This is a genomic window from Clostridium sp. DMHC 10 (genome assembly GCF_001270375.1).
Taxonomy (GTDB): domain Bacteria; phylum Bacillota; class Clostridia; order Clostridiales; family Clostridiaceae; genus Clostridium_S; species Clostridium_S guangxiense.
On sequence record NZ_LGVB01000016.1, the window covers coordinates 164635 to 189764 of the forward strand.

Below are 25130 nucleotides of genomic sequence, written 5' to 3' on the forward strand. Positions count from 1 at the left end.
ATATCCTTAATCCAATCTTCAGCATGATCCATTGACCATTGTAAATCATCGATGCAATATGCGACTAAGATAAAGCCATTGGTCTTGGCTACTCTTTTTGCTTTCTTTAATGCTTGAATTTTGTCTTCAAAGGTATATAAATGATACATTGGACCAAATACTAAAGTCATGTCAAAAGTATTATCCGAAAATCTCGATAAATCTAAGGCTGTTCCTTGATATGCTTTGACTGTACTACCTTTTGCTTTTAAAGTACATAGATTGTGCTTTACTACATTTTTTTATATTCTAACAAGTATTATACTACAACGGAATATAAAGATTCATGCCAAAATTCCATAGGAACGGAGGAACTTTTTCCTTGCACTATCGTGGAAGTGAAGCATTATTACTTCACAAATTGTCTAGTTTTCCCCATAATATATGCAAGCTTTATTATGGATTTCTCTTCTTCTGACATTTCTCTATTATACATTTTCTCAAACTGGTTTATTAATGCAGCAGTATCGATTTTTTCTTTAGGCTGCGTAACTCTTTTATGAAAATTAGATTCGTAGATACTAGGTTTTATAGCATCATCATAAATATGCTTAAAAACTTCTGCAGTATAATAAGCGTCATTAAAAGCATCATGAAATTCAGCATTATCTTGTATGTTCAAAAGTTCTACAGCTGTTTTTAAACCAACTCTAGATTTATTTGGGGTATTAAGATATTTTGAAGCATACTTTTGAATATCAATGCAGAGTTTAGGAATTGATGAAGTTGATAAATTATAAAAATTTATATTTCTTAGAAGTTCTTTAATATCACCTGTTCCCCAAACACATAATATTGTCTCATCTTTATCAATAAACTTTAAAAAATCTTCATAAACAGGCACAAAGCTTTTGCATGAACTAACTTTATCATTATTTATTTTAGTTAGGCTTTCTACATAAGGATGAATGCTAGGATAAACAGTGGGTTTAATGAGAGCATTAAATTTAGAGACTGTTTCAAAGTTTTCATTAAGCTTTAATGCTCCAATTTGAATAATTTCAAAAGGCAAGTTTAAAGAGTTACTAGATTGAACTTCAGTGGAATCTAGATATTTTGATTAAATTCCAAATCATATATTATATAATTCATGTTTACTCCCACCTTAAAAGAATTAATATATATTATAACTCAACGTTATGTTCATGTCAGTATTTTAAATTATTCTTTGCCCGCTGTTTCAAATTCTTTTAATTATGCGTGTGAAAGGCGTATTCCTATAATAAAATGTAATCAACATTTACCTTTAGGAGGGTGCAGCTTGGAGTTAAAAGAAAAAATTAAAAAATTGCCTTTTTCACCAGGAGTATATTTTATGAAAGATTCGTTAGATACTATTATTTATGTAGGAAAATCTAAAAATTCAAGAAGTAGAGTTGGATCTTACTTTGTAAATTCAAAATCACATTCTTCAAAGGTAATAAAATTGGTGAAAAATATCCAAGCTTTGAAGTTTGCAATGAGCCTAATGATTCTAATGGAAAACTTTACTTTGAACCTTATACTAGCAAAAATACTGTAGAAAAGGCACTATATGGCATAAAAAAACATAGCAAAATCTTGTGTACTAATAGTTCAAAAAAGGCTTCAGGCTGTTTAAAATATTCTATGGATTTGTGTACTGGAATGTGCACAGGGAAGCTTTCCTCCGAGTATTATCTTGCTTTAATGGGAAGAATTACAAAATTAATTGATGGTACTGATTTAACTATTCTTGAAGAAATGGAACAAAAAATGAATATTGCTTTGATAGAGTTTCTAGACAATAAAGAAATTAAATTATTTTTAACAAGGTATAATAAACTAATTTTTAGTGAAAGATATAAGCTTAACGATTTTAATATTGATGAGATAAAGTGTAAAATCAAAAGCAATATTATATCTAGTTTTAGAAGTGTTTTAAAAGAAGTAATTAATATTGGAAAAGATGAAATAGATGAGGTTCATATAATATACAATTACTTAAAAAGTAAGGAAAGTATCTGCAAATATATATCTATTAAAGAACAATGGATTAATGATATAGATAGTTTAAGCATTGATAAAGCTGTTAATAAATTATTTTAGGCAAATTGAAATATAGAGAAAGCTAAAGGTTTAAGTTTGAAAGCATATCAGACACAAAGTTCTAGATTAAATAATATTTTAAATAATTTATAGTAAAATGGGCAAAATTATATTACATTTTTTCCCTATTATTGTGGAAAAAAATTTGAACATTTAGATATAGAATCTTATGTTTAGACGTGTTAATATAATAGCAGACAGAATAATAAAAATAATAAAAAATAGAACTGACCAATATTGGAAGTGATTAAGATTAGCAATAAGGAAAATGTGAAAAAAGTATTGCTTTCTGAATTGATAAGGAGAAAAGAACCAGTTACTGTAACTGAATTATCAAAGATAATAAATAAAACAGGTAGAACAGTTAGAAATTATCTAGACGAGTTAGAAGATGAATACCGAGATAGGAATTTGCAAATTATTAGAAAAACCAACGTAGGTGTATATGTGAATATGGATGAAAAAACTAGAAAAAAATTTAAGAATCTTCTTGATAAAAAAGATACAAAGTTTGTGGAGTATGATAAGTTTTCATCTAAATTTAGAAGGTTGTATATATTAAAAATTTTATTCGAAGATTCTGTGCCATACACCATTCAATTATTTGCAGATGATTTATATTGCAGTAAAGGTACTATTGTAAATGACTTGATTTATGTAGAAAATTGGCTTAAAAAGCGCAATCTTGTTTTAAGAAAGAAGCAAAATCAAGGATTATGGATTGAAGGAAAAGAAAAGGATTACAGAAGGGCTCTTAAGGATTTACTTTCACAAATGCAAGAAGGAAAATACCTGGGTGGAGAAATAGACGAAATTTTAGAAAAACTAGATTATAGAATTGACTTTGTAAATTATAAGAATATAAAGGAAATGTTTCCTAAGTTAGATTTGTTATATATACAAGATATTATACAGCATGCCGAAAAAGAATTGGGATTTTATTTTACAGATCAAGCATTTTTAAACTTAATTACACATGTTGCTATTACTATAGAAAGAATAATTAATAACAGAGCTGTATCGGTTAATAGAGAATTTTTGGAAAGCTTAAGGAAAGAAAGAGAATTTAATGTAGCTGGCTGGGTGGTGAAGCAGTTAAGTGAGAAATTTCACATAAGTTTTCCAGAAGAAGAGATAGGTTATATAGCAATGCATATGTTAGGTGCAAAAATTCAGGAAGACTATAATTCAGATGACTATAATACTTTGCTTGAAAATCAAGATGAAGAATATGTTGATATTGCCGAAGATATAATTTCCGTATCCTCGGAAGTTTTGAATATTGACTTGGCAAAGGATAAAAATCTTTTAACTAGATTAGTATTGCATTTAAGGCCAACTGTAATGAGGTTGAAATATGGTCTTAGACTTACAAATCCCATATTAGAAAGGATAAAGGAAGAATACACCAGCATATTTGGGGCAGCATGGGCTTGTAGCAGCATTTTTGAAAATAAGCTTGGAGTTTCAATTAATGAAGATGAAGTTGGATATATTGCACTGCATTTAGCACTGGCTGTTGAAAATATGAAAAGGAAAATAAGAGCAGTAGTAGTTTGCTCAAGTGGTATAGGCACGTCTCAATTGGTAGCTTTAAGATTAGGAAAAAGTTTTGAAAATTTAGAGATAACTCATATTCTTCCTATAAGTTTACTTACTGATGATATAATTCGGGAATCGGATATAGTAATAACTACAGTTAGAAACATACAGAAGAATGAAAAAAGTTGTTTATATATCTACTCTTGTTACAGAGAGTGATTTAGAAAAAGTAGAAAGTACTTTAAAAAAGCTTAAAAATTCTACGAGAAAGTCATCAGTAAGAAATAATCTTAAGGAAGAAGAACTGGATATTTTCGATGAAAAATTATGCTTTTTAAATAGTGAATTCACAGATTTCAAAGAAGCTATATATCATTATGGAAGTATTATGGAAGAAATGGGTTATGCTAAAAAAGGGTTTTGTAAAAGTATTCTTGAAAGGGAAGAAAAAGGGTCAACTTATGTTGGAAAAGGTATTGCCATTCCGCATGGAGAAAGTGTGTATGTTAATCAATCTAAGGTATGCATTGTTAAATTTAAAGAACCTATAAGTTGGGAGGATAATGATTTAGAATTTATTATTATACTGTGTTTAAATTTTGAAAATATTAGTACTACTAAGAATTTCTTTAAGAATTTTTATACTGTATTAGAGAGTGATAAAACCATGTTGGACATAAAAAATGCCAAAAGTGCGGAAGAAATAATTAATGCTTTTAAAAATTAATGATAGAGCATCAAGGATATAAATTAAATCAATGAGTAGGAAAAGAAAAATAATAAAATAGGAGATGTTTTAAATGAAAATATTAGCAGTAACAGCTTGCCCTTCAGGAGTTGCACATACTTATATGGCAGCAGAAGCACTAGAAAGAGCAGCAAAAGATAAAGGAATAGAAATAAAAGTTGAAACACAGGGTTCAATAGGTATAGAAAATAGAATTACTATGGATGATGTAAAAGATGCTGATGTAGTTATATTAACTAAAGACATTGGTATAAAAGAAACAGAAAGATTTAGTGGATTACCAATTGTTAAGGTTGGGATTAGTGATGTAGTAAAAAAATCAAATCAAATAATTGATAAAGTTGAAGCATATGTAAATAGTAAAAAATAAGATTATTTAGTCATTTAAAATTAACAATGGGGCTGTCACACTAAATATAAAAAAATTACGAACTTAATTAAAGCGAAAGGTTTGTAATTTTTTTAGTGCGACAGCTCATTAACTTAATAAAGGATAATAATTTAAATAATGACAAGCAATAGCAAATAATAAAAAGTAAGTTGAAAAAATCTAATAAATCTTGGTAAAAAAATCGTAAAATACTTAGATAATTTAATTTGTCTGAGCATCTTCTCAGCGAGTAAACATACACGAGGCTTGGGACTTTGCCCATTTTAATTCCTCCCTGCATTTACTGCATAATCCTTTCGAACATAATATTTGAATCATATTATTACTTATGTTATTTTCTTCTTCCACTTTTTATTTAACTTTAGATAAGTCAAAGTTTAAACTTTGACTATCTAAATCAATTATACTATTACATTTAAAACATTTAAAATGAATATGCAGGGGTTTACCACTAAATATTTTCATTTCATAATAACTTATACCATTAATATTTATTTCTTTTACTATTCCGAGTTTATTAAATACCTTTATAGCTCTATAAACCGTAGCAAGTCCTATTTGGTATTCTTTTATTCTCTCGTATATTTCTTTTACATTTAAATGAGTTTTACTATCTAAAATAGTTTTTAACACTATCCTCTTACCCATTGTAAATTTATATCCATTTTTCTCCAAGAGCTTTTTAAAAGATATCAAATCATCTTTCATAAAATCATCCTTTATAATTATTCATTGCAATGTCCTTCATGTTCATGTTCTCTGCAAACACTGCCTGTTGATTCTAATTCACCATTTACATATTTTTGCACTATATCATCGCATGAACCTTCAGCACCAACAACTACTTCAATTCCATTTTCATTAAATAACTGTTGTGCTGTTTCTCCCATGCCTCCTGCAATAATTACATTTACGGCTAATTCCTTTAGGAATACTGGAAGATAACCAGGTCTATGTCCTGGATTAGGAGTAAAATTCTTAATTAATGATTTACCTTCCTCTACCTCATATATTGTAAAACCCTCACAATGTCCAAAATGTCCACTTACATATTTTCCTTCACTTGCAACTGCTATTTTCATTTAAAATTCCTCCTTATATTTTTATTTAAATTTTTATTTTATACTTCTTTTAAAATATCATAGGTATATTCTATTATTTCACTACAAGATACACCTTTTTTCTTTAACTCTAAACATTCAAATGTACCATATTTTTCTTTTACCTTATTCATTATTTCTTTTGTATACTTCTTGATTCATTCTTATTTGCTGCTTCTTCTCTTCCTTTTAATGCTCCTAATGCTATAAGTGATCCTGTAATTGCTCCACAAGTACTTCCTATAGTCATACCTGTACCGAAAGGGCTAGCAATTTGAACAGGAATATTCAATTCTCTTTCTTCATTAAATGCTTTTATAACCGATTCTGCACAATTATATCCTTGCTTATGATATTCTAATACTTTTGTCATTTATACTAACTCCACATCTCGTTTTAATTTAATGCAAACACATCTGCATATTATTCCACATATTTTCAATAGCCTTTTCTGCTATACTATCTTTATAAAAAGTTATTGGCTTTAATTCATTTATAGATTTCATTACGGTATCATCAAATGGAATTTTTCCTACTAAAACCAATTCTTTTTCATTAATGAATTTTTCTATTTCTTTGCTCATATCCTCATTTATGTCGTATTTGTTTATACAAACCATAGTAAAAACTCCAAAGTGTTCACATAAAGCTCCTACTCTCATTAAATCCTCAAGCCCTGATTTTGTAGGTTCTGTAACAACTAAAACTGCATCTGCTCCTGTTATTGATGATATAACAGCACATCCAATACCTGGTGAACCATCTATTATAGTTAGTTTCTCATCTTTATTAAATCTTCTTCCGTTTTTTCTTAAATAAGTTATTAATTTTCCTGAACCGTCACTGCCTATTCCCATTTCTGCTCTAGAAATTATTCCATTATCTAATTCAGTAATAAAGGTATCTGCTGTTTTCTCATCTTCTAGTTTTATAGCACTTTGTGGACACACTAATGTGCATGCCCCGCACCCCTCGCAGATAAATGGATTTATAATAAAGTTTTCTACAGCATGAAACTTACATACACTCTCACATTTTCCGCACTTAGTACAAAGAGCTTCATCTATTATTGCTTTTTTACTACCTGTAAATTCGCTTTTTTCAATATCCTTACCCTCATAGAACAAATAAAGATTTGGAGCATCTACATCACAATCTATTCTTATTACATCTTTAGCAAGTTCAGATAATGCTGTGGCAATGGTAGTTTTTCCAGTACCACCCTTCCCACTTAAAACTGCTAATTCCAATATAGCACCTCCTTTGCAGCTATAGATAAGTGATCAAATATTCTTTTGTGATGCAAATCATCATATAGTATTTCTCCCTTAGAATAAATTACTGCTGTATCTTTACTATAAGGAATTGTACCTATCAATGAAATTTTTTCTTCTCTGCAAAACTTTTTAACTATATTATCACTGCCATCATCTTTATTTATAACTATTCCAAAAGGTATATTATACATTTTCACAAGTTCTACAGCCATTTTTAAATCATGAAGTCCAAATTCAGAAGGCTCTGTAACAAGTATTGCTGAATCGGCATATTTCAAAGCATTTACTACATTACAAGAAGTTCCAGGAGGACAATCAATCAGGTTAATTCCATCTGATAAATTTTTAAGAAGTTTCCTTATAACTGGTACTGCCATAGGTTCACTTATATTTAAAATTCCTCTTTTGCACTTTATATCTCTTGCTGTAGCTTTTTCGATTTTACCTATTTCTCTTTTGTCATAGGTTAAAGCATTATATTTGCATACAATCTGGCACGCTCCGCACCCATGACATAGCTTTTGAAAAAGCATGATATCATCCTTAACTTTTGCAAGAGCATTGAACTGACATACGTTAACGCAAGCTCCACAAGAAACACATTTATTATCATCTATTACAGGATATTCAACCATAACATTTTCTGTTTTATCTACTATAGGCTTTAAAAACAAGAAACCATTTGGTTCTTCTACATCACAATCTATATAATTTGCCTTTAATGCAAGAGCTAGATTAGTTGAAACTGTAGTTTTCCCTGTTCCACCTTTCCCACTAAGTACTGCTATGTTCACTATATACTCATCTCCAATCTAGTGGCTTCCTCCATGATGTGCAGGTCCAGACATTTTTATTTCTTCTAGTTCACCGTTTTTATATTTTTCAAGCACTGAACTTATAGTTATATTCCCACACTTATATGCTTTAATTCCTGCTTTTTCAATAAGCTCAAAAGCATTTGGCCCAAGATTACCTGTAATTATAACCTCTGCTTTTTCATCTATTAATTGATTAGATGCAGCTATTCCTGCTCCACCACTAGCGTTTTGTCCTTCGTTATCTAAAATTTTAATTTCTCCACTTTCAGTATCATGAATTTGGAAATATTCACATCTTCCAAATCTCATATCAAGCAGATTTTCAATAGTTTTTCCTGTTGCTGAAATTGCTATTTTCATTACTATACCTCATTTCTTTATTTTATTTTTTTAAATCCTTTGTTAAAGCATCTAATGCAGCTGCATTTATAGGATATGCAATAGGTGAAGCTGTAAGAAGCGGATGAGTAGCAACCTGGAAAGTATTTAGTTCATTTGCAGTTAATCCTTTCTGTATTGCCAAACTCAATATATTAATCATCTCACCAACGCTTTCCCCTCCAGATATTTGTGCTCCTATAAGTACTCCAGAAGTTTTTATAAATATTAAAGTCAATTCTAATTTACTTGTTTCTGGAAGAGAACCGGGATGTTTATCCATAGTTGCAAACTTTCCTATATTTATTTCAAAGCCCTCTTCTTTTGCTCTTCTTTCTGTAAGTCCAGCAGCTGCAAATGATTTATTAAATAATTTTGTTGAAAATGCACTAATTGTTCCTTTATTTTCTCTTACATACTTTAATCCATATAAATTAGATGCTGCTACTTTTGCTTCCATAGCCGCTGTGGAAGCAAGTAATATTGGAATATTTTTGTTAGTAAAGAAGCATCTCTTTTCAGCACAATCGCCTACTGCAAAAATATCTTTTTCACTAGTTCTCATATATTCATCTACAACTATTGCACCTTTTTCATTGACCATTATACTTGCTTCTTTTGCAATACTTGAATTAGGAACAACTCCCATACCTAAAATAACTGCATCAGCTTTTATTTTTTCTCCATTTTCAAGTTCAACTTCTTCAACTTTATCATTTCCTAATATGCTTTTCACTCTAATACCGGTCTTAACATCTATGTTATTATCTTTCATCTCTTGTTCAGCAGCATCACATATATCATTATCAAATGCCTGCCATAAGCACTTTTCTGCCACTTCAATAATGGTTACATTTTTATTATCTTTTTTTAATTGCTCTGCAAATTCTACTCCAATAAATCCCCCACCTATGACTACTATATTTTGCATATTTCCCAATTTATTTAATATATCATTTAGATAATCTTCATCTTTTATAATTGGAAACACATTATTTAAATTATACCCATTTATAAACTTTGGTATTATTGGAAGTGAACCTGTTGCTATTACAAGCTTATCGTATTTTATCTCTTCATTCTCTGATAAAATTGCAATCTTGTTTTCTTTATCAATTTTTATAACTTCATCTATTAGGAGCTCAACTCCTGCGTTTATAAGCATTGCATCTGGTATTCTATTTTTACTTGCATCCTTTAATGTTCCAAAAACATATGGTATTCCACAAGGAACCATTACTGTTTTATTCTTTCTTACAAGTACTACTCTTTTATCTCCATATACTTTTTTAGCTGTTGTAGCAGTAAGTATTCCTCCTGCACTACCTCCGATTACTAAGATATCTGTGTTAATCATTACTAATCCTCCAAGTCTTTTATTATATTTTTTACTATAGGGTTAAAAATCAATTCAAGACTTTCATTTACGCTTTCATACCAGTGCTCACTTAAATTGCTTATACTATTTAGCATAGGAAGTTCTCCTAATAATTTTAAATCCATTTCCTTTAAAAATTGCTCTGTGCTTTCGCTATTAAAAAGTTTTATTTTTTTACCACAGTCAGGACAAGTTATATAGCTCATATTTTCTATAACACCTAAAATGTTAATATCCATCTTTCTTGCCATATTTACAGCCTTTGATACTATCATAGAAACAAGATCTTGTGGCACAGATACCATAACCACTCCATTAATTGGAATAGATTGCATTGCTGTTAATGCAACGTCACCTGTTCCTGGAGGCATATCAATTATTAAATAGTCAAGTTCTCCCCAAAGAACATTTGTCCAAAATTGTTCAACTACACCCGCAATCATTGGTCCTCTCCATATTACAGGATCATCTTCCTTATCTATTAGGAAATTTAGTGACATGACCTTTATTCCATCATAGTTTTCAACAGGTATCATCATTTCTTCAGTAACCTCAGCTCTTTTACCTCTTAATCCAAGCAGCCTTGGAATACTTGGTCCTGTTATATCGGCATCTAATATGCCCACACTATACCCAAGCTGTTTTAAATGCTTTGCAATGAGTACAGATATTGAAGACTTACCTACTCCTCCTTTTCCACTCATAACACCAATTACATTTTTTACACTGTTTAAAGGATTATTTTTAACCATACAATTATCTTTATCCTTTGAACATCCTTCACTTGATGGACATGTACTGCATTCTCCCATGAAATCATCTCCTAAACAAAATCTAATATTAGCATTTGCCAGTTTCATATTAACTCTTTTTTTAGTTATTGTCAAATGCCAATTATAAAAAAGCATAAAAATGCTTAAAAAACATTCTTATGCTTATCTATAAGTAAGCGTAAAAAATTAAGCACCTAGATAACCTTTCTATCCATTGATAAAATTAAGAAAAATAAATATCAATGGGAGGATAACTATGTCAAAAAAATTAGATAATGTAACCTGGGAAGAATATATTAATAAATTTGAGGATTGTAAAAACCAGATAACTTTAAAGGATTTTTGTTTGGAAAATAAGCTTAAATCTTCTATGAAACTATCTATTGTTATATATTCCTCTGCCATTTCAATAAATTTTTTGTACATCGCTTATTCTGTTGTCAATACTATCATTGTCATATTCCTCATATAAGTAATCTTGATAAAATTGATTGAAGATATACTCTATTTTTTTAGCCGGAGAGGGTATTTTACTAACTTCATCCATAATATAAAAGATATTTTCAATATAGTCTTTTGATTTCTTAGGTTTTTTGATAAGCTGAACTGAATCATAGTTAAAGTTGTAAAATTTGAAAGCCTCATATATGCCTTCGGCTGTTTTAGGTCCTACACCATTGGCCATAGTTATAATTCTAATAAATGATATCCTATTCTTGTTATTATATTCAAACTTTAAAAAAGCAAAAATATCCTTGATATGAGCTTTTTCATAGAATGGTGTGCCTCCATCAACTTTATATTTTATGTGTTTTTTCCTAAAAGCAAATTCTAAATCCCTCATAAGTCTATTGTTTCTCACAAGTACTGATGTTTCTTTTAAATTGTATTTACTATTTATTATCTTATCAGCAATGGCCTCGCCCTGTTGCAGCTCATCCAAAAATCCTTTAATCACTGGTATTACCTTCTGTTTTTGAAAAGGTATCATAATCTTTTTATTTTCTTCTTTTTTTACATTTAGATTTATAGCATTTTCAGCAAGCTTTACAATGCCCGAAGCACTCCTGTAATTGTAACGGATAGTATATATTAAGGCATTTTTATGGTTTTCCTTAAAGCTTAATATATAGTTTATATTGCTTCCACGCCATCCATAGATAGATTGTCCTTCATCTCCAACAACCATCTGATTATTGTTTATATCAATCATATCTATTATGTCTTTCTGGATATAATTCACATCCTGGTATTCATCGCACAAGATATATGGATAAGCAGAATGTATTGTTTCTCGCACTTTTGTACAGCTTACAAGCAGCTTTCTGAAATAAATGATTAGATCATCGAAATCCAGTGAGATAGATTCTTTCTTGAAATCTTCGTATTCCTTAATTATTTTCTCTGTAAGATCTCTACTCCTAGGTAAAACCTTATTATTTCTTAAGAATATATCAAATGACATATCCTTGCTGAATTTATTCCTGTAAAAAGAATATTTTGATAATAATTTAGGAGCTGTAGGAAAATCATTCGGTATTTCATTTTTAGGAATTTCTGATAGTATTTCTTTACGTGTTCTGCCCATAATAGCCTCTGCATCAGACTGATCAAGTATGCTGAACTTATTGTCTATTCCTATTGCTTTAGAGTATCTTCTTAGAAACACACAAGCCATGTGATGAAAGGTTCCTGATATTATTCTAGTATTAATATTATTTCCTACTAGCTTTTGAACTCTTTCTGTCATTTCTTTTGCTGCTTTATTAGTAAAGGTTAGAAGCATGATACCACTAACATTTTTTAATGTCAGGTATGCAACTCTTGAAGAAAGTACTCTGGTTTTTCCACTTCCGGCATTTGCTCTTACACATGCTGATCTATTCAATGGAGCTGTTACCGCTGCTCTTTGGTCTATGTCCAATTCACTTAATAATTTTTCTTCACTAATCATTAATTTTCCCCCATTCTCATATTAAAAATTCTTCGTAAAATACAAAGAAGACTAACTTATAAAGGTTAATCCTCTTTTATTACGATGTAGTTGAAATGCGAACTAAACTTCTTTAACCGTAACAATCTTTTTTACATCCAATATTTCTATAGTTTCTCCACTTGGGAATGTATACTTGTTTCCAACTTTAAAATTTTTATTGTAGTCAGTACCACCAACAATAGTTCCATCTTCTGTTACATTTAAAACCTTTAATCTATTTAGATCATATCCATATGGATTCTTTAAACCAAACATTACTATCCCTCCAATCTTTGAAATGCGTAATAATCTTATTCTTGAAATTTGGCTGTTACAATAACTTTATTCTTACTTCTTGTAACTATAGTTATATCCTCTTTTGTTTCCTTAATATCGAGTTCTAATGCCATACAAGCACCCATTAATGTACCTTTTGTATAAGTGTATGCTTCAGCATTTTCCCTTTGAAAAACAATATTTTTGTATTTTTCTATTACATAATTTTGGACTAATGCTTGTATTAAGTCATTTCTTTCTAAGGCTGTCATCTTATCACCAACTTAACAATATATTCACTGTATTTGAATTGCGAACTACGATAGAAAACAGCCACAGCCTCCAACATCTATTAATTCATAAAAATCTAACTGCTTTCCGCTTTCTAATTCTAGTCTCAAATCCTTTAATGTTAAGTTAATCTTTTCGCCATTTCGTGTTCTCCTTAAAATACTTACGTCTTTGCCTAAATAGGCCCTCATTTCCTGCTCTTTATTTTCATGGAACAAATATAATTTTCTGTTTTTCTCCAGTAAATTCTTAAAATGTCCTATGCCAGCTCTAAAGCAAAAACCCCCGCAGTTGTTATGTGCAAAACCCTTGGTATAAAGCCTAGGTCTTCTTATATAATCTTCCTTCTCTAATATATCCAGCATTTGTGGCTTTGTTAGATAAGGTTCTTCACACATAGGAAATCTAACTTCATATGGCAAATAATTTTTTACTGGTGCAGATCTTCTATGCTCTTCCGTCCAATCTATACCTAAATATAAAATGCAATCTTCTGGCTTGAAATTATCTTTTATCCATGTATTAGCCATTTTCTGCTTTAATAGATGGCTACACTGTGCAATTCTACTATTAGGTAGAAATCTTACGTCTTTAGCAACATCCCAAGGTGTCCTTCCATCTGCCAATTTGACTAATCTTGCACCTAGTTTTTTACTTGTTTCATCTATAAATCTATATAAATCTTCATCTTCCATTTTTGTGTCTGTAAAAAGAAGTATTACATTCTCTTTGCCTTCTTTTTTTACAACTCTTCTAGCTGTAAAGTAACTTCCAATACCGCCAGAATAAAATATTATATGTTTCCTTTCCACATAATCGACCTTCTAAATGCTTTTGCACATTTAGCAAGGTCATTTCCCCAGGCTACCCAAGGATTTATTTTAACTTTTAAATCCGCAACTAATAGGGAAATTTATGCTTAAACTAAACACCTTAGCGGAGCTATTCATATAGGATTGTTAATCTATTGCCCTGTGTAGGCTCACTCCTTGCAACCTGGTTTACCAGGATTGAAAACGTGGAATCTTATTTTTACATTTCATATACTTTTTCCTCCCGAAGGTTCACAATATACTCATAGCAATTATTAAGCCAATCCTCTTGCCTTGTATTGTTTTAAAACATCTTCATACCTTGGAGCATCTTTTTTCAAAAATCCTATTTCTTTACCCTTGGTAACAACCTTTGCCATTCCTTCTGCTGTATATCCCCAATGCGGGCAATATAAACCGCCATAGCCATTATTACCATTTGAAAGTTTTCCTGTTATTATCCACTCTCTAAAATCATTTACCAATCCCCATAATGTACCGCCATGACTAAACTTTTTTCTTCCACTATAATACGGATATACTTTCTCACCTGTATATTCATCAATATAAAATAGCTTCTTGCCTTCAATAAATTTTCCTGTCCTATCTTTGCTTTTCGAATAGAAAAATCTTCTATCTACACTGGCTATAACTTCTATAAGTTCATTTATTTTATTCATTCTCTCTATTTGCTCAGTCTTCATTATTTCATTCTCCTTTCATACTCTAGGTTCACAATATATTCAATATCTATACCTACATGTATAGAATGTAAGCATATTCATACTTTAACTTTGTTGATATATAAGCAAGGTATATAACTATTTGCCTTCCAGATAGTATATTTGATATGCAACCATAAATATCAATGATATACAAAGCGTGTAGTCACGTCATTGACATTTATGAGCATATCAGATTTAAAGTTTTTAGGGCAAATAGCACCCTTATACAAATGCTTTGTATACTTTAAATAATTAGTATAGTTATCATGTCTACAATGCATTATTTACACCTATTTTAATATCATTAAATACTATGAATACTACTATTTTTTTAGGTATAGTTAATATTCAGATTACGTATTCTCATTTTTTGCTATCTTGAGAGCTACTTGCCAATAAGCTTCTAGCAAGTTTTTAGTATTAGTTTGATATTCTTTAAAACCAAACATAGGTGTTCCCTCTAGTTGATAATTTCCTAATGTTATTAAATAATCCCTATTTCCTTCAAGACTTAACATTGAACTTATTTTTTTCTTTGTATTATCTTCAATAAATCTTCTAAGCTGATTTTCTGACATTAATTGAACTAGTTCATCACCAAAGCATTCAAAATCTACATATTTAACTATTTGTGGAAACTTATTTTTATATGATGGATCTTTCCCTGTATAGTCAAACAGATCTATATCCTCCATATTGTCATTTTCCCATTCATTAAATATTCTCTGTATCTCTTTGGGCTGTTTTAAAAATTCTTCTTTGCTTATACAATCCATTTTTATAATTCCACCTTTCATTTCTTGAATTTAGATATAAAAAAAACTGCATATAAGCAGAAAATGCCTACACACAGTTTTGTTAGCCAATTTGACCTAAAATAATTGTTACTAAAAATAGTAAAATAAAAAACTCTTTCTATTACTCTTATATGTTATTTTGATGAATTTATCGGAGGAATTTATAAATTTATAGTTTAATTATCTATTTTGATTTATAGCTCTCATAATGTTCCCATCAATCTTTTTATTCTTGTGATCAATTGCTTTTATTTTAACTACATATCTTTCACCTATATTAGGAGAAAAGTTTGTCCAATTAGGAAAAGGACACAGGCAGGACACTCCATTTATTATATTGAAAAACACACCATATTCCTGAATACCAGTTACAGTACAAAGATATTCTCCACCTTTTGTAAGAGAACCTATTAGATGCCCGTATGGATCTTCTTTTGCATCCTTGATTGAAACTTTAATAATATTTTTTCCCAAGTCTAATTCCTTAATTACGGCTAGTACCTTATCCCCTATCTGAACGTGTTTACTTATATCGTCAATATATCCATAGTCTATTTCATCTATAGGCACTTTGGTTTCTAAGCCATAGCAATCTACCCTGCAATTATCTCTACCAATAGATGTAACCCTAACTTGAATTTTATTACCAACCTTATGCTTTTTTAATTCCAGTGATTTTCTGAGTTCCATAGCTTCCGTTCGTGAAGCAGCTGCTATTTTGTGAGTTTCATCAATCTCTTTAACAATAAAGTCAATTTCTGCCCCTATCATGCTCCTTACAACCCTTTTATCTTCTCTCGATATATTCATATTCTTAAGAGGTATAAGCACCTTAAATACGTCATAGAAGACTACAGCACAATCATGTTCTACACCATCAGCATTTTTGTAAGTTTCTACCGCTGACAGTACTCCTGTTAAAATTTTTCTACTCTGTCTTGAAGCCATAATATCATAAACTTTTGAATTATTATTATTTGTTATCATAAAAACGTCTCCTAGTATAATAATGATATAGCCACTAAGGGCTATTCTTTTCTTCATAAATTTCTAAACTGAGTAACGGAAGAAGGACTTCCTCCTTCATCAGATGTTCGAGCCCTGTAGTGCCCACCACAATATTGCGGCTTGGTAGCTCAGCTGGTTAGAGTGCTGGCCTGTCACGCCAGAGGTCGAGGGTTCGATCCCCTTCCAAGTCGCCAATTTAAAATGAAATAGTACATAAGCTGGCATAGCTCAATTGGTAGAGCAACTGACTTGTAATCAGTAGGTTGAGGGTTCAATTCCTTCTGCCAGCACCAAAACTCTAGAAAGTAATTTCTAGAGTTTTTTGTTTTATACGTAAGTTTTAAATTGCTTAAATATTGCTGCAATCCACATTGAATTATTGATATTCTTAAATTTTTCTTGATTTTTCGGTCAAGTGAACGAATGGTATTTTGGGACGATTTAAATAAAAGCCAATAAATCCTAGAATTTTAATATTTTCATTCTTAGATTTATGGCTTTTATTTAATGTTTTGAAATACTATTAGTTTACTCTTTCATCCTATTTAGATTTTTTTTAACTCTTATATCGTCTCCGTAAAATTTACAAAGAGTAAAATCACCAAATAACCTTGAGGTAATTCTTTCGGAATATATTCTAGATAATCCTTCTAAAGTATGGTTAGAAGATATGACCATTTTCTTTCCAGATAGAAGTTTTCTATTTATTAAATTAAAAACTTCCGTTTTGGAAAAGTCATTTATTTGCTCTGTGCCAAGGTCATCTATAATAAGAAGATCACAGTTTACGATTAAATCTTCTAGCTCAGAGTTGTTTTCAAATCTTATTTTCTTTAGAATATTAAGCAAATCATCAGAGGTTTTGTATATTACAAGATGTCCTTTATCGAGTAAGTCCTTTGCAATACACTGGCATAAGAAAGTTTTACCAGTGCCAGAGTTTCCATAAAAAAGCAGGTTTTCTTTAGAAGTATCAAAAGTGTTTACAAAGTTCAGTGCTCTAGTAAATATTTTTTCTATATTTTTTCTTGGGCTCTCTAACTCATTTTGGGTTTTCCGTGTAGAATAAAAATTTATATCAAAGTTATCAAAATTATTTATAGATAATAATGAGTTTAATTCAGAATCTTTATAGTACAATTTTACGAGGTATTTTTTATAGCAGGAACATTTTTTAGTTTCTATATAGCCTGTATCTTTACATTTTGGACATCTATATTTAATATTTAAATAATCTATAGGATATCCATGTGAGGAAAGTATCTCAGATTTTTTTATTCTTAAGTCTGTAATTTCATCTTTTAAATTTTTGATATAGGTATTTCTATCGACTTTTAAATCCTTAAACATGCTTACTGATAATTGTATAAAAAGTTTTCCTATCTTATTATCTATGTTAATAACTTCAGGAAGTTTTAATGCTATTTCTTCTTTTCTTTTTTTTAGTTCAAATGCTTCTTTCTCACGTATTTTAGAATATATTTTTTCTATTTCTTCAGCATAGCCCTTAATCATTGTTATCCCATCCTAATAATTTTTTCTCTAAATCATCAAAATCGTAATTTCTCTGTTCATAATTATTAAAGTTTCCTTTTGAAGTACTGCTAGGCTTAGACTGTTTAAAGGAACCTTTTTTTGAATCTTTAAGGTCTACATCGGAAACAGTTTTGATTCCTGATTTAAACCAGTTGGTTAAAATTGCATCTATGTATTTAAAATCGGCTTTGTTTATTCTTTCAAAACAAATATCACAGGCTCTTAGTATAACATCTGTAGAAAAGTTATAGGTGGTTATCCATTTATCAAGGATTTTTTCCTGTGGTTTCATTACTTCAGGATCTTTTATTCCAAGATAATTCAATATTTTGCGTATTTTAATCCATTTGTCCTCATGCTTTTTTATATATGTTTGGGCATCTTCTACGGATTTTATATTAGAATCATGCCAATATATAGCTAGTTTTTCTATATATCTATAATCTGTTTTGCCTTTTGAAACACAGTATTGTATAAGCAGCAATATTAACTCTGGAGAAAAATTAAAGTCATTTTGCCATCCTATATAAACCGTCATTTCCTTTGGCGAAAGAGTTCTTCCAAGCAATTTTTCTATATCTTGAAGCATACCTTTTATGGAGTCCTTATTAAGTTCACTCAGCAAATTGACATTTTCGTCTTTTTCTTCAAAATTGTCTACTAAATTTAAAAACTGAATATTAAAGTTACCCTTATTATCTAAAGGAATTAATTTGATTACATTTTCGTCATTCCAATAATTCCATGCATTTATTACATCTGTTTCAAGCAAATGAAGAATTGAAGCCATCATTGATGAATTAATACCTGGCTCACCACAAACGCAATACTTAAGCCCTAACAGATATACTTTAACATACTCTCCACGTGCATTTGGCATATATTTTTCTATAAATATATTGCTTACAGGTGTGATATTATTGGAATTAGCCTTAAACATGAAAGTGCTCATAGTATCGCAACCTTTCCCTAAATGATTTTTATCTATAAGATAATACTATTATATAAAAATAAAATATACAATACAAACTCAAAACCTTAATAAAGATATATAATAAGAATATATAAAGTTTTATAGTTGAACTTATATTATACAATTAAGAAAAGAGGTTAGCAATTATGAAAGCTGAAATATTATGTGTAGGAACGGAAATTTTACTTGGAGATATTTTAAATACAAATGCTCAATTTTTGTCTAAGGAATTGGCTAACATGGGCTTTTCGATTTATCATCAAGCAGTTGTAGGAGATAATGTTGATAGGCTTAAAAAAGAGTTTGAATTTGCCATTCAAAGAGCTGATATAGTAATAACTACAGGAGGGCTTGGACCTACTAAGGACGATTTAACAAAGGAAACTGCGGCTGAGTACTTTGAAAAAAAACTTATTTTTGATGAAGAATCATATGATTTGATTGCTAAATATTTTAATAAATTAGGGGTAGAGATAAGCGAAAATAATAAAAAGCAGGCTTATTTCCCAGAGGGATGTACAATACTTAAGAATGATTATGGTACTGCTCCTGGATGTATAATCAATGAAAATAATAAAATTGTAATACTGCTTCCTGGTCCACCAAGAGAAGTTGAGCCTATGTTTAAAAACTATGTTGTCCCATATCTTAAAAGGTATCAGGAATCCATAATTGTTTCAAAGGTTTTAAGAGTAACTGGAATAGGAGAGGGAAATGCAGCTGAAAGAATTCAAGATATAATGGATAAACAAACTAATCCTACAATAGCTCCTTATGCAAAAGACAATGAAGTTACTTTTAGAATAACAGCTAATGCTAAAACTGAGGAGGAAGCATTAAGGCTAATAGAGCCTATGGAAAGAGAGGTTCGTGATAGACTAGGAGATAATGTATATGGAGTTGATAATACCTCCCTTGAAGAGGTGGTCGGAAAGCTCCTAATAGAAAATAAAATTACAATATCAACAGCCGAATCATGTACGGGAGGATTTCTTGCTGGAAGATTTGTAAATTACCCGGGTATTTCAGAGGTTTTTATGGAAGGTGCTGTAACATATAGTAATGAAGCAAAGATGAATAGGCTTGGAGTAAAGAAGGAGACTTTAGATAAGTTTGGAGCGGTAAGTAGTGAAACAGCAGCAGAAATGGCAGAAGGTATAGCTAAAACCTCACATACAAATATAGGTGTGTCGACTACGGGAATAGCAGGCCCTGGCGGTGGAACTGAAGAAAAGCCTGTAGGACTTGTATATATTGGATTATATATAAATGGAAAAGTTAAAACTAGAAAGCTTAATATTCCTGGAGATAGGCAAAAGGTTAGAAATAGAGTCGTAAATATTGTACTTGATTGGATTAGAAGGGAGTTAATAAAATAGTTTTTTTGTATAAACTTATTTTTACATAAGTTAGTGGATATGTTTAATATGTAAATAATAATATTTGGCTATGGTTTAAATAAGTGCTTTCTTTTTACATTTATTTAAGCTATAGCCAAATATTTTTGTATTCAATGCAGTTTCTGTTATAAAAAATTCTTATAATTACATAAAATTTTAGTAAATTATATAAAAAATTATGTGCTTAATTGATACTGATTTACTATAAATATGCGACCAGTATTAAGTTCTTGTTTGAAAGAATAAATTCATAATGCTAGCTGCATTTTTGTTTAATGCATATAGTTAACTATTGACAGCAGCTAGGTATACTGGTAATATGAAAATATAATTTAGGTTTTTAATATATGTAAATTTTGAAAGTAGTATTACAAGTAAATACTTGAAATTAGGAAGAATATATGTAGGTGCATCAATAAGGATAGAATACTTAAATCAATAAAAAGATATTTTAGAGATAAGTAAATTTAGTAAAAAATTATAAAAGAATTTAGTGCAACTAATAAATATAGAAATTATACTTGTGATTTATTTCTAGACAATTTATTTGAAGAGGAGATTTGTAAAAATGACTACTATTAAAGATATAGCGGAAAAAGCAGGTGTTTCTAGTGCAACTGTTTCTCGTGTATTAAATTATGATGATACGTTATCTGTTAGTGATGAAACTAAAAAGCGTATCTTTCAAGTTGCTGAACAATTGGATTATAAAAAGTACCAAAATAAAAAAAATAAGAAAAGTAACAAAATAGCCATAATGCAGTGGTACACACAGCAAGAAGAATTAAATGACTTATATTATTTATCCATTAGAATGGGAGTAGAAAAGCGTGCTAAGGAAGAGGGCTATGATATTGTTCGGATTTTTCAAAATGATAAATTTGAAATGTCAAAAGATGTGGCTGGAATAATAGCTGTAGGAAAGTTTAGCAATAAGCAAATAAAGAAACTTGGGTCATGGACAAAAAATATTGTTTTTATTGGATCAGATCAGTTATTAAAACGCTACGATTCAGTAACTATAGATTTCAAACAAGCAGTTATTTCTGTATTGGATTATTTTACATCAAATGGATATAACAAAATAGGATACATAGGAGGACAAGAAAAGTTTGGTGATAATTCGGATAGTATTGTAGATGATAGAATTGGTGTCTTGAAATCATATTTAGAGGATAAAAATATTTATTATGAAAAGTATATTTTTATAGGCACTTTTTGAAGTTAATTCCGGATATGAACAAATGAAAGAGGCAATTAAAACTCTTGGGGATGATCTTCCAACAGCTTTTTTTGTAGCTAACGATGCGATTGCAATTGGATGTTTACGTGCACTGCAAGAACAAAATATTTCGGTTCCAGGCCGAGTAAGAATCATAGGGTTTAATGATATAAGTGTAGCTAAATATTTGTATCCACCTCTAAGTACAGTAAAAGTGTATACTGAGGAGATGGGAGAAACGGGAGTAGATTTATTAATAGATCAGTTAAGGTATAATAGAAAAGTCAATAAGAAGATAGTTATGTCTACAGATTTAATTATTCGTGAGAGTTGATTATGTTATAATAAGTAAAAAGTGGTAAAATATCAGTGGTTTGTATAGTAAAATTAACTAAATAAACTGTTGATATTTTTTTTATGCAGATTTATAATATAAGTGTTATTTTATAAGTGGTAAATCAATATTATAAAATTATTTTTAAATTATATATATTTACGAGTAAAACCACTTTTGCGTGCTAATTTATTTATTGTTTCAATTAAAAATAAATCTTTTAAGTGTTTATTTAATAATTGAATTTTTGTATGCATAATGGCATTTTAAACATCCTTCCTTGTTAGACTTTTTTCTAAAATTATATCATATATGCATATTTTTGTTTTTCTTAGGTTGATGGCTATGGGGCTTTGCCCATTATCCTTCTAGAACCCAAAGCAACCACTTTTTTTAAATAACCACTTAGATTTATAGGATTTTTTTAACGCGACGAAGCATTGTTACTTCACAAATTCCAATTTGTCAGGATAAACTTCAAATTTATAATTTAGTATATTTTGCCAAACTTTCTGTCTAAGTATTCAATAAAATATTTTGAAGTAAGCTCTTCTCCAGTAACTTTTTTTTATAAGTTCCGCTGGCTTATATATAGCTCCATATTTATGAATATTATCCTTAAGCCAGTTGTGTATAACATTCAAATTTCCCTTTTCTATTTCCGCATCTAAATCTGGAATATCCTTCTTCATTTTATTCAGGAATTGAGCACCATAAAGGTTTCCAAGTGCATAACTTGGGAAATATCCAAAACTTCCATCTGCCCAATGCATATCTTGTAAAACACCTTCTGCATCATTTGATGGTTCTACTCCAAGATACTCCTTATATTTCTCATTCCATACCTTTGGAAGTTCATCAACAGTTATTTCATCATTAATAAGCATCTTCTCTATTTCATATCTTATTATGATATGTAAGCTGTATGTTAATTCATCTGCTTCAGTCCTTATAAGTGAAGGCTCAACATAGTTAATTCCATCATAAAACTCCTCAAATGATACTCCATCAAACTGTTTAAACATTTTTACTGCTTCAGGATAGAAATATCTCCAGAAGGCTTTACTTCTACCTATTATATTTTCATAGAATCTAGATTGAGATTCATGAATTCCCATTGATGCTCCACGGTTAAGAAGGGTTCCTTGAAGTTCATCAGGTATATCCTGTTCATATATTGCATGACCGCCCTCATGAATACAACTAAAAAGAGCACTTCTAAAATCATTTTCATAGTAAAAAGTAGTTATTCTTACATCCTTATTTCCAAAATTAGTTGTGAATGGATGCATATATTCATCTATTCTTCCTGCCTCTTCATAATCATATTCCATTTTTTTGAGAACTAGCTTTGAGAATTTTTCCTGATCCTTCTTAGGAAAAACTTTTACCAAAGAAATCAATTCTAGGAGTATACCCAGATTTCTTTATTTTATTAAGCACATCCATTATTCCATTTTTCATTTCTTCAAAAAGTTTGTCTAACCTTTCTGTTGTAATTCCTGGCTCATAGTCATCCAATAATGCATTATACTTGTTTCCTTCATAGCCCCAGTAATTGACAAACTTCTTGTTGAAATCTAATATCTTTTTAAGGTGAGGCTTAAATATGTTAAAATCACTTTTGTTTTTTGCTTCTTGCCATGCTGCAAGAGAAATAGAACATTCCTTAGTATATTCTTGATATTCATTATCAGGTATTTTTTTAGTTCTATAATAATCTTTTTTTAAATTATCAATTGTGGAAAGCATAACTTCATCAAGCTCATCTTTAACCCCATCAAAGAAATCAATAAACTTTTTAACTTCTTCCGATGTTTTTAGCTTGTATACCTCCCCAGCTAAATGCCCACTTACACTACTTCTATACTCAACTGCTTTACGTGGAGCATTCACCATATCATCCCACGAAAATACTGCTAAAGCAGAATACATATAGTCAATTTTATTTATATAGCTTTTAAGTTCTTTTATTTTCTCTTCTAAAGTTTCGTTCATACTAAAATTCCTCCCTTACATAATAACGGATTCTGTTTCCCTACAATATCTAGTTGTAAGACATTGACCAAGGTTTCTTGGACACTTTCTACACATACAGTCGCCTACTTTTCCATCACAGTTTTTATCCTTAAATTCTGGACAATGCTTACAATTAGAACCTTCTACTATAATCAAATATTTCACCTTCGTCTATTTCTAAATTATTACCTTATCTCATATTTTTCGCGATAACCCTTCATTTTTTCACTAAAAATTTCTCCATTTGATTCTGGAGTGTAAGTTATTGCATTTGCTCCTGCTTCTATCGTCTCTGCAATAGTTTTTTCGCTTGGTCCACCAGTAGCTATTATGGGGATTTCCGGGAACTGATCTCGTATTTTTTTCACTATATAGGCTGTCTTCTTCGCACCTGACACATTAAGTATTGTTGCGCCAGAATCTATTCTAGCCTTTATATCCTCATATTCAGAAACCACAGTAACAATTATAGGAATATCTATAGTTTCTCTAACGGCTTTTAAAACTTCATTAGGAATAGGACTATTTACAACAACTCCCATTGCCCCTTTAAATTCAGCATCTAATGCAAGATTAACAACCCTTTTTCCTGACGTGAGACCACCACCAACTCCACAAAATACAGGTACATCTGCTGCAAGAACAAGTGCTGCTGTTATAACAGGTTGTGGGGTAAATGGATATACAGCTATTACTGCATCAGCATTATTATTTCTTATGACGGCAACATCTGTAGAAAACAAAAATGATTTAAGTCTTTTGCCAAAAATTCTAATTCCAGTTGCATTTCTGATAACCGGTGGAACTTCAATCATATGACTTCTTAAAATTCCTTTTACTTCAGGCACATACTTGTTGTTTTTATTTGTCATAATTACCACATCCCTCATTATAATTTATATAGTTAACATAGGACAATGTGAAAAAAGGTATTCTATAGGTTTTACTATACCACACATAAAGCCTTATGAGCGGCCCGTAAAAAAGAATACCTATATTTTTCACATGCTCCTATAGATAAACAACCTAGGACCTAAAAATTGCAAGTTCCAAGTTTATCCTTACAAATTCTCATTTAACAGGATACATTTGTACTTATAATTTGTATATTTCAAATGGTTTATCTCTAATCTTTTACTTTTTGTTAGGTGAGTTAATTATAATTATTTTTTATTGCCTTTTCAACACATGTACATTTTTTATTTATTAATTTTTTGTTAAAATATTGAAATTTATATATATGTTATTATT

General features: G+C 30.1%; 28 protein-coding genes, 2 tRNA genes and 3 pseudogenes. 10 read left to right on the forward strand and 23 right to left on the reverse strand.

The window, feature by feature from the left end; all coding sequences use genetic code 11:
* Nucleotides 1–44: 44 nt before the first annotated feature.
* Nucleotides 45–272 (reverse strand): annotated as a pseudogene (locus AGR56_RS19840) (class I SAM-dependent methyltransferase); the annotation flags it as partial.
* Nucleotides 273–388: 116 nt separating this feature from the next.
* Nucleotides 389–1131, reverse strand: a pseudogene (locus AGR56_RS18145) (3'-5' exonuclease).
* Nucleotides 1132–1300: 169 nt separating this feature from the next.
* Between AGR56_RS18145 and AGR56_RS23645 the strand changes: the two are divergent.
* From AGR56_RS23645 to AGR56_RS18165, 5 genes are all read left to right on the forward strand, one after another.
* The gene (locus AGR56_RS23645; protein WP_331000771.1) at nt 1301–1561 is read left to right on the forward strand and encodes a GIY-YIG nuclease family protein; all 261 of its coding nucleotides are present in this window, start codon (nt 1301–1303) and stop codon (nt 1559–1561) included.
* Between the two features lie 86 nt (nt 1562–1647).
* Nucleotides 1648–2106, forward strand: a complete 459-nt coding sequence (locus AGR56_RS23650; RefSeq protein WP_347460558.1) for a hypothetical protein — start codon at nt 1648–1650, stop codon at nt 2104–2106.
* A 243-nt stretch (nt 2107–2349) separates the two neighbouring features.
* Nucleotides 2350–3867, forward strand: a complete 1518-nt coding sequence (locus AGR56_RS18155) for a BglG family transcription antiterminator (protein ID WP_157055837.1) — start codon at nt 2350–2352, stop codon at nt 3865–3867.
* A complete protein-coding gene (locus AGR56_RS18160) occupies nt 3824–4375 on the forward strand; it encodes a PTS sugar transporter subunit IIA (RefSeq protein WP_053243493.1) in 552 nt (183 codons plus the stop codon). Before AGR56_RS18155 ends, AGR56_RS18160 begins: the two co-directional genes overlap by 44 nt.
* 73 nt (nt 4376–4448) lie before the next feature.
* Nucleotides 4449–4766, forward strand: a complete 318-nt coding sequence (locus tag AGR56_RS18165; RefSeq protein WP_053243494.1) for a PTS fructose-like transporter subunit IIB — start codon at nt 4449–4451, stop codon at nt 4764–4766.
* A 372-nt stretch (nt 4767–5138) separates the two neighbouring features.
* On the opposite strand, the gene AGR56_RS18170 is transcribed toward AGR56_RS18165, so the two are convergent.
* The 15 genes and pseudogenes from AGR56_RS18170 to AGR56_RS18245 all read right to left on the reverse strand — a co-directional run bounded on the left by AGR56_RS18170 (nt 5139) and on the right by AGR56_RS18245 (nt 16374).
* Nucleotides 5139–5495: a transcriptional repressor gene (locus tag AGR56_RS18170; RefSeq protein WP_347460559.1), complete on the reverse strand. Its 357-nt coding sequence runs from the start codon at nt 5493–5495 to the stop codon at nt 5139–5141.
* 17 nt (nt 5496–5512) lie between these two features.
* The gene (locus AGR56_RS18175) at nt 5513–5869 is read right to left on the reverse strand and encodes a NifB/NifX family molybdenum-iron cluster-binding protein (protein ID WP_053243495.1); all 357 of its coding nucleotides are present in this window, start codon (nt 5867–5869) and stop codon (nt 5513–5515) included.
* A 38-nt stretch (nt 5870–5907) separates the two neighbouring features.
* Nucleotides 5908–6260: pseudogene (locus tag AGR56_RS18180) on the reverse strand (C-GCAxxG-C-C family (seleno)protein).
* A 28-nt stretch (nt 6261–6288) separates the two neighbouring features.
* The gene (locus tag AGR56_RS18185; protein ID WP_053243496.1) at nt 6289–7137 is read right to left on the reverse strand and encodes an ATP-binding protein; all 849 of its coding nucleotides are present in this window, start codon (nt 7135–7137) and stop codon (nt 6289–6291) included.
* Nucleotides 7128–7958, reverse strand: coding sequence for an ATP-binding protein (locus AGR56_RS18190; RefSeq protein ID WP_053243497.1), 831 nt, complete (start codon nt 7956–7958; stop codon nt 7128–7130). The genes AGR56_RS18185 and AGR56_RS18190 overlap by 10 nt, the downstream gene beginning before the upstream one ends.
* Before the next feature lie 18 nt (nt 7959–7976).
* Nucleotides 7977–8342, reverse strand: coding sequence for a NifB/NifX family molybdenum-iron cluster-binding protein (locus tag AGR56_RS18195; RefSeq protein ID WP_053243498.1), 366 nt, complete (start codon nt 8340–8342; stop codon nt 7977–7979).
* 22 nt (nt 8343–8364) lie between these two features.
* A complete protein-coding gene (locus AGR56_RS18200) occupies nt 8365–9717 on the reverse strand; it encodes an FAD-dependent oxidoreductase (protein ID WP_053243499.1) in 1353 nt (450 codons plus the stop codon).
* Between the two features lie 2 nt (nt 9718–9719).
* Nucleotides 9720–10550, reverse strand: coding sequence for an Mrp/NBP35 family ATP-binding protein (locus AGR56_RS18205; protein ID WP_053243500.1), 831 nt, complete (start codon nt 10548–10550; stop codon nt 9720–9722).
* A gap of 367 nt (nt 10551–10917) precedes the next feature.
* Nucleotides 10918–12465: an ATP-dependent helicase gene (locus AGR56_RS18215; protein ID WP_053243502.1), complete on the reverse strand. Its 1548-nt coding sequence runs from the start codon at nt 12463–12465 to the stop codon at nt 10918–10920.
* Nucleotides 12466–12567: 102 nt separating this feature from the next.
* The gene (locus tag AGR56_RS18220; RefSeq protein WP_053243503.1) at nt 12568–12762 is read right to left on the reverse strand and encodes a hypothetical protein; all 195 of its coding nucleotides are present in this window, start codon (nt 12760–12762) and stop codon (nt 12568–12570) included.
* A gap of 35 nt (nt 12763–12797) precedes the next feature.
* Nucleotides 12798–13034 carry a hypothetical protein gene (locus tag AGR56_RS18225; RefSeq protein ID WP_053243504.1) on the reverse strand — a complete coding sequence of 79 codons (237 nt, stop codon included), beginning with the start codon at nt 13032–13034 and terminating at the stop codon, nt 12798–12800.
* A 45-nt stretch (nt 13035–13079) separates the two neighbouring features.
* Nucleotides 13080–13865: a hypothetical protein gene (locus AGR56_RS18230; RefSeq protein WP_053243505.1), complete on the reverse strand. Its 786-nt coding sequence runs from the start codon at nt 13863–13865 to the stop codon at nt 13080–13082.
* Nucleotides 13866–14140: 275 nt separating this feature from the next.
* A complete protein-coding gene (locus tag AGR56_RS18235; RefSeq protein ID WP_053243506.1) occupies nt 14141–14569 on the reverse strand; it encodes a hypothetical protein in 429 nt (142 codons plus the stop codon).
* Nucleotides 14570–14943: 374 nt separating this feature from the next.
* Nucleotides 14944–15366, reverse strand: a complete 423-nt coding sequence (locus AGR56_RS18240; protein ID WP_053243507.1) for a hypothetical protein — start codon at nt 15364–15366, stop codon at nt 14944–14946.
* Nucleotides 15367–15567: 201 nt separating this feature from the next.
* Complete coding sequence (locus tag AGR56_RS18245; protein WP_231017702.1) at nt 15568–16374, reverse strand: S1 RNA-binding domain-containing protein; 807 nt, start codon at nt 16372–16374, stop codon at nt 15568–15570.
* A gap of 138 nt (nt 16375–16512) precedes the next feature.
* On the opposite strand from AGR56_RS18245, the gene AGR56_RS18250 reads away from it, so the two are divergent.
* Together AGR56_RS18250 and AGR56_RS18255 are read left to right on the forward strand one after the other, a co-directional pair.
* Nucleotides 16513–16589 (forward strand) — tRNA-Asp (locus AGR56_RS18250).
* A gap of 23 nt (nt 16590–16612) precedes the next feature.
* Nucleotides 16613–16688 (forward strand) — tRNA-Thr (locus AGR56_RS18255).
* Between the two features lie 235 nt (nt 16689–16923).
* On the opposite strand, the gene AGR56_RS18260 is transcribed toward AGR56_RS18255, so the two are convergent.
* Together AGR56_RS18260 and AGR56_RS18265 are read right to left on the reverse strand one after the other, a co-directional pair.
* Nucleotides 16924–17910 carry an ATP-binding protein gene (locus AGR56_RS18260; protein ID WP_053243508.1) on the reverse strand — a complete coding sequence of 329 codons (987 nt, stop codon included), beginning with the start codon at nt 17908–17910 and terminating at the stop codon, nt 16924–16926.
* A complete protein-coding gene (locus tag AGR56_RS18265; RefSeq protein WP_053243509.1) occupies nt 17903–18883 on the reverse strand; it encodes a DnaD domain protein in 981 nt (326 codons plus the stop codon). The genes AGR56_RS18260 and AGR56_RS18265 overlap by 8 nt, the downstream gene beginning before the upstream one ends.
* Nucleotides 18884–19050: 167 nt before the next feature.
* On the opposite strand from AGR56_RS18265, the gene AGR56_RS18270 reads away from it, so the two are divergent.
* The 3 genes from AGR56_RS18270 (at nt 19051) to AGR56_RS22380 (ending at nt 21860) form a co-directional block, all read left to right on the forward strand.
* On the forward strand, nt 19051–20283 hold the full coding sequence (locus tag AGR56_RS18270) for a competence/damage-inducible protein A (protein ID WP_053243510.1): 1233 nt from the start codon (nt 19051–19053) through the stop codon (nt 20281–20283).
* Between the two features lie 589 nt (nt 20284–20872).
* Nucleotides 20873–21526, forward strand: coding sequence for a LacI family DNA-binding transcriptional regulator (locus tag AGR56_RS18275; RefSeq protein WP_242851597.1), 654 nt, complete (start codon nt 20873–20875; stop codon nt 21524–21526).
* A gap of 22 nt (nt 21527–21548) precedes the next feature.
* On the forward strand, nt 21549–21860 hold the full coding sequence (locus tag AGR56_RS22380; protein WP_242851598.1) for a substrate-binding domain-containing protein: 312 nt from the start codon (nt 21549–21551) through the stop codon (nt 21858–21860).
* A 524-nt stretch (nt 21861–22384) separates the two neighbouring features.
* On the opposite strand, the gene AGR56_RS23655 is transcribed toward AGR56_RS22380, so the two are convergent.
* From AGR56_RS23655 to AGR56_RS18285, 4 genes are read right to left on the reverse strand one after another with little or no spacing between them, the layout of a single operon-like run.
* Entirely contained in the window at nt 22385–23194 is an 810-nt protein-coding gene (locus AGR56_RS23655; RefSeq protein WP_347460560.1) for a carboxypeptidase M32, read from the reverse strand.
* Between the two features lie 40 nt (nt 23195–23234).
* Nucleotides 23235–23858, reverse strand: coding sequence for a hypothetical protein (locus tag AGR56_RS23660; protein ID WP_347460561.1), 624 nt, complete (start codon nt 23856–23858; stop codon nt 23235–23237).
* A 15-nt stretch (nt 23859–23873) separates the two neighbouring features.
* Nucleotides 23874–24035, reverse strand: coding sequence for a hypothetical protein (locus AGR56_RS20530; RefSeq protein ID WP_157055839.1), 162 nt, complete (start codon nt 24033–24035; stop codon nt 23874–23876).
* Nucleotides 24036–24064: 29 nt separating this feature from the next.
* Entirely contained in the window at nt 24065–24751 is a 687-nt protein-coding gene (locus AGR56_RS18285) for a hydrolase (protein WP_053243511.1), read from the reverse strand.
* Nucleotides 24752–25130: the final 379 nt, after the last annotated feature.

Coding starts and splice junctions, on each gene's coding strand:
- AGR56_RS23650 (WP_347460558.1), top strand. CDS start 1,648: ATGGATTTGTGTACTGGAATGTGCACAGGGAAGCTTTCCTCCGAGTAT.
- AGR56_RS18160 (WP_053243493.1), top strand. CDS start 3,824: ATGAAAAAAGTTGTTTATATATCTACTCTTGTTACAGAGAGTGATTTA.
- AGR56_RS18165 (WP_053243494.1), top strand. CDS start 4,449: ATGAAAATATTAGCAGTAACAGCTTGCCCTTCAGGAGTTGCACATACT.
- AGR56_RS18170 (WP_347460559.1), bottom strand. CDS start 5,495: ATGAAAGATGATTTGATATCTTTTAAAAAGCTCTTGGAGAAAAATGGA.
- AGR56_RS18175 (WP_053243495.1), bottom strand. CDS start 5,869: ATGAAAATAGCAGTTGCAAGTGAAGGAAAATATGTAAGTGGACATTTT.
- AGR56_RS18195 (WP_053243498.1), bottom strand. CDS start 8,342: ATGAAAATAGCAATTTCAGCAACAGGAAAAACTATTGAAAATCTGCTT.
- AGR56_RS18200 (WP_053243499.1), bottom strand. CDS start 9,717: ATGATTAACACAGATATCTTAGTAATCGGAGGTAGTGCAGGAGGAATA.
- AGR56_RS18205 (WP_053243500.1), bottom strand. CDS start 10,550: ATGGGAGAATGCAGTACATGTCCATCAAGTGAAGGATGTTCAAAGGAT.
- AGR56_RS18215 (WP_053243502.1), bottom strand. CDS start 12,465: ATGATTAGTGAAGAAAAATTATTAAGTGAATTGGACATAGACCAAAGA.
- AGR56_RS18220 (WP_053243503.1), bottom strand. CDS start 12,762: ATGTTTGGTTTAAAGAATCCATATGGATATGATCTAAATAGATTAAAG.
- AGR56_RS18225 (WP_053243504.1), bottom strand. CDS start 13,034: ATGACAGCCTTAGAAAGAAATGACTTAATACAAGCATTAGTCCAAAAT.
- AGR56_RS18235 (WP_053243506.1), bottom strand. CDS start 14,569: ATGAAGACTGAGCAAATAGAGAGAATGAATAAAATAAATGAACTTATA.
- AGR56_RS18240 (WP_053243507.1), bottom strand. CDS start 15,366: ATGGATTGTATAAGCAAAGAAGAATTTTTAAAACAGCCCAAAGAGATA.
- AGR56_RS18245 (WP_231017702.1), bottom strand. CDS start 16,374: ATGATAACAAATAATAATAATTCAAAAGTTTATGATATTATGGCTTCA.
- AGR56_RS18260 (WP_053243508.1), bottom strand. CDS start 17,910: ATGATTAAGGGCTATGCTGAAGAAATAGAAAAAATATATTCTAAAATA.
- AGR56_RS18265 (WP_053243509.1), bottom strand. CDS start 18,883: ATGAGCACTTTCATGTTTAAGGCTAATTCCAATAATATCACACCTGTA.
- AGR56_RS18270 (WP_053243510.1), top strand. CDS start 19,051: ATGAAAGCTGAAATATTATGTGTAGGAACGGAAATTTTACTTGGAGAT.
- AGR56_RS18275 (WP_242851597.1), top strand. CDS start 20,873: ATGACTACTATTAAAGATATAGCGGAAAAAGCAGGTGTTTCTAGTGCA.
- AGR56_RS22380 (WP_242851598.1), top strand. CDS start 21,549: ATGAAAGAGGCAATTAAAACTCTTGGGGATGATCTTCCAACAGCTTTT.
- AGR56_RS23655 (WP_347460560.1), bottom strand. CDS start 23,194: ATGGAATATGATTATGAAGAGGCAGGAAGAATAGATGAATATATGCAT.
- AGR56_RS23660 (WP_347460561.1), bottom strand. CDS start 23,858: ATGAACGAAACTTTAGAAGAGAAAATAAAAGAACTTAAAAGCTATATA.
- AGR56_RS18285 (WP_053243511.1), bottom strand. CDS start 24,751: ATGACAAATAAAAACAACAAGTATGTGCCTGAAGTAAAAGGAATTTTA.